Origin of the sequence: Streptomyces olivaceoviridis (assembly GCF_014650115.1) — a bacterium.
Classification (GTDB): Bacteria; Actinomycetota; Actinomycetes; order Streptomycetales; family Streptomycetaceae; genus Streptomyces; species Streptomyces olivaceoviridis.
This window is the reverse complement of the sequence record NZ_BMUI01000084.1, coordinates 1-4,374: the sequence shown is the minus strand read 5'-3', so window position 1 is coordinate 4,374 and position 4,374 is coordinate 1. Positions and strand designations below refer to the sequence as shown.

At 73.6% G+C, this 4,374-nt stretch carries 1 protein-coding gene; it reads left to right on the top strand.

The window, feature by feature from the left end:
* Positions 1-4,374 (top strand): type I polyketide synthase (locus IE273_RS42905; protein WP_229888145.1); only part of this gene is annotated, 4,374 nt, incomplete at both ends.

The window sequence follows — 4,374 nt, the reverse complement described above, 5'->3', positions numbered from 1 at the left end:
CGCTGGCGGCGCTGTGGGAGTCGGTGGGGGTGCGGCCCGCCGCGGTGCTGGGCCACTCCCAGGGTGAGATCGCGGCTGCTGTGGTGTCGGGTGCGCTGTCGTTGGAGGACGGCGCACGGGTCGTGGCGCTGCGCTCGAAGGCGATCACCGCGCTGGCGGGCCGGGGCGGGATGGTGTCGGTTCCGCTGCCGGTGGAGCAGGTGCGCGATCTGCTGCCGGAGGGTGTGTCGGTGGCGGCGGTGAACGGGCCGTCCTCGGTGGTCGTCGCGGGTGATCCGGCTGGTCTGGAGGAGGTTTTGGGCCGGGTGGAGCGGGCCCGGCGGATTCCGGTGGACTACGCGTCGCATTCGGTGCAGGTGGAGGAGATCCGTGAGGAGATCCTGCGGGTGCTGGAGGGGGTCTCTCCCCGGCCGGCCACGGTGCCGTTCTTCTCCACGGTGGATGCGGAGTGGCTCACCGGGGAGGAACTCGACGCGGGGTACTGGTTCCGCAACCTGCGGCAGACGGTGCGGTTCGAGACCGCTGTGCGGTCTCTCGCGGCTGCCGGGCATGGCGTGTTCGTGGAGGTCAGCGCTCATCCCGTCCTGACGGTGGGGATGGACGAGGCGTTGGGTGACGCGGCTGTCGTGTCGGGGACGCTGCGGCGTGAGGAGGGGGGCTGGGGCCGGTTCCTGTGCTCCGCCGCGGAACTCTTCGTGCGGGGTGTGGAGGTGGACTGGTCGCCGTTCTTCGGTGGCGCGCCGGCCTGCCGGGACCTGCCGACGTACGCCTTCCAGCGCAAGTGGTACTGGCTGGAGGACAGCGTCGGCATCGGCGCGGCGGAGCAGAACCACTTCTGGCAGACGGTCGAGGACGGCAGCCTGGGAGAACTGCTCGGCGTGGACCCGCAGACGCCGCTCAGCGCCCTGCTGCCCGCGCTGTCCGACTGGCGCAACCGCCACGACAGCCGCGCCACGGTCGACTCCTGGCGGTACCGCGTCACCTGGAAGGCGCTGCCCGCCCGTGCCCCCGGGGACCTCTCCGGCCACTGCCTGCTGCTCGTCCCGGAGACCGGCCACCCGCTCGCCGCCGACGTGCGCCGGGCACTGGAGGCCGCCGGCGCGACGGTGACGCAGACGGAACTGACCGCTGCCGACAGCGACCGGCAGACGCTCGCGCGGCGACTGGCCGACCTGCCCCGCCCGCCGTACCGGGTGGTGTCGCTCCTCGGCCTGGACGAACGGCCGCACCCGGACCATGCCGTCGTACCGGTCGGCGTGGCCCTCACCCTCGCTCTCGCCCAGGCACTCGACGACACGGGCATCGACGCCCCGCTGTGGTGCCTCACCAGCGGCGCGGTCTCCACAGGCCACGACGACTCGGTGACCGGCGTCGCCCAGAACCTGGTGTGGGGCCTGGGCCGCGTCGCCGCCCTGGAGTACCCGAGGCGCTGGGGCGGCCTCTGCGACCTGGCCGAGGGCTTCGACCCCGCCGCCCTGATCTCCGTGCTGGCCGGTGACTCGGACGAGGACCAGGTGGCCCTGCGGCCCGGCGGCGCGTACGGACGCCGCCTCGCCCGAGCCCCCCTGCCCTCCGGGGCGGCGCCCGAGCCATGGCGTCCCCGCGGCACGGTCCTCATCACCGGCGGCACGGGCGCCGTCGGCGGGCAGATCGCCGCCTGGCTGGCGCGCAACGGAGCGGAACACCTGGTGCTCCTCAGCCGGCAGGGCGGTGACGCGCCCGGCGCCGCCGAGCTGACCGCGGAACTCCGGTCCCTGGGCGCCCGCGTCACCACCGCCGTCTGCGACGTGACCGACCGCGAGCAACTGGCCGCTCTCATCGCCGGCCTGGAGGCCCAGGGCGACCGGATCCGCTCCGTCATGCACACAGCGGGCGCGGGCAGCCTCGTGCCGCTGCCGGACACCGACCTGGCCGAGTTCGGCGACACCCTGCACGCCAAGGTGCTGGGCGCGGCCCACCTGGACGAGCTGATCGGCGAGGTCGACGCGTTCGTCATGTTCTCGTCCATCTCCGCGGTCTGGGGCAGCGCGGACCACGGCGCCTACGCCGCCGCCAACGCCTATCTGGACGGCCTCGCGGAGCACCGGCGTGCCCGCGGGCTGGCAGCCACCTCGGTGGTCTGGGGCATCTGGGCCCCACAGGACGGCAAGGGGATGGCCGCCAACCTCGCCGAGCAGCAGTTGCGCGGACGGGGTATCCCCTTCATGCGCCCCGCGCTCGCCATCGAGGGCTTCCAGCAGGTGCTGGACCGGGACGAGACGGTCATCGTCGTGGCCGCCGTCGACTGGGACCGGTTCGCCCCCGTGTTCACATCCGCCCGGCCCAGCGCCCTCATCTCCGACCTGCCCGACGCCCGCGACGCGCTGACCGACCGGACGGCGGACGCCGCCCGCCAGGACGAAAGCTCCTCGCCCTTGGTGGATCGGCTCCGTGCCCTCTCCGAAGCCGAGCGGCGCGACGCCCTCGTCGACCTCGTCCGGACCCAGGCCGCGGCCGTCCTCGGCCACGAGTCCGCGGCCGACATCGATTCGTCCCGTGCCTTCCGGGAACTGGGATTCGACTCGCTGACCGCCGTCGACCTGCGCGGCCGGCTGAACGCCTCGACAGGCCTGCGCCTGCCGGTCACCATCGTCTTCGACTACTCCTCGGCCACCACCCTCGCCGACCACCTGCACGACCAACTGCTCGGCACGGCGACGGTGCCCGCCGCCCCGGTGCCGGTGACCGTGCCCGCCGATGACGACCCCGTCGTCATCGTCTCCGCCGCCTGCCGCTACCCGGGCGGTGTGCGCACCCCCGAGGACCTGTGGCGGCTGCTCGCCGAGGGGCGCGACGCGATCTCCGAACTCCCCGGTGACCGCGGCTGGAACATCGAGGACCTCTTCGACGCCGACTCCGACCGGCCCGGCACGAGCTACTCCCGCGCGGGCGGCTTCGTCTACGACGCCGGCCTGTTCGACCCGGCGTTCTTCGGCATCAGCCCGCGTGAGGCCCTCGCCATGGACCCGCAGCAGCGGCTGCTGCTGGAGACGTCCTGGGAGGCGCTGGAGCGGGCCGGTATCGACCCGACCACGCTGGGCGGTACGCACACCGGCGTGTTCGTCGGCGCCGGGTACCAGGGGTACGGCGGGGACGGCGAGCGGGTGCCCGAGGAGGCCGAGGGCCACCTCATCGCCGGCATCTCCACCAGTGTGCTGTCCGGCCGTATCTCCTACTCGCTCGGCCTGGAAGGGCCGGCGCTGACGATCGACACCGCCTGCTCCTCCTCACTCGTGGCCGTGCACCTCGCGGCACAGGCACTGCGGTCCGGCGAATGCTCGCTGGCCCTGGCCGCCGGCGCCACCATCCTGGGCTCACCCCTGTCCTTCACCGGCTTCAGCCGACAGCGTGGCCTGGCGGCCGACGGCCGCTGCAAACCGTTCGGCGCCGACGCCGACGGATTCGGCATAGCCGAGGGTGTCGGCATGCTCGTCCTGGAGCGCCTGTCCGACGCCCGGCGCAACGGGCACCCGGTGCTGGCCGTCGTACGCGGCAGCGCCGTCAACCAGGACGGCGCCTCCAACGGCCTGACCGCGCCGAACGGGCTCTCGCAGCAGCGCGTCATCCAGCAGGCCCTGGCGAACGCCGGACTCGAACCCTCCGACGTGCACGTGGTCGAGGCGCACGGCACCGGCACCAAACTGGGCGACCCGATCGAGGCCCAGGCACTGCTCGCCACCTACGGCCGGGACCGGGACCGGCCGCTGTGGCTGGGTTCGCTGAAGTCCAACCTCGGCCACACCCAGGCCGCCTCCGGTGTGGCCGGCATCATCAAGATGCTCCAGGCCATGGAGCACGGCGTGCTGCCCAGGACGCTCCACGCGGATGTCCCCTCGCCGTTCATCGACTGGTCCGCGGGGAACATCGAGCTGCTGACCGAGGAGCGGGCCTGGGACGGCCCGCGGCGTGCCGGCGTGTCGTCGTTCGGCATGAGCGGCACCAACGCGCACGTCATCATCGAACAGGCCGAGCCCGCCCCGGCTCGGGAGACCGCGCAGACGGCGGGGACCGCCCCTGAGCCGGTCGTGGCCTGGACCCTGTCGGGCCGCACCGAGGACGCGGTGCGTGACCAGGCGCGCGCCCTGCTGGACCGGCCGGACGCCGACCCGCTGGACGTCGGCTACTCACTGGCGACCACCAGGACCGCGTTCGAGCGGCGGGCCGTGGTCGTGGGAGCCGGCCGCGAGGAAATCGCCGCCGGCCTCCGCGCGGTGCTCGACGGCAAGGCCCCCGTGCACACCGCCGACGCCGGCCGCCGCACCGTGTTCCTCTTCCCCGGTCAGGGGTCGCAGTGGGCGGGGATGGGGGTGGAACTCCTTGATTCCTCGCCGGTGT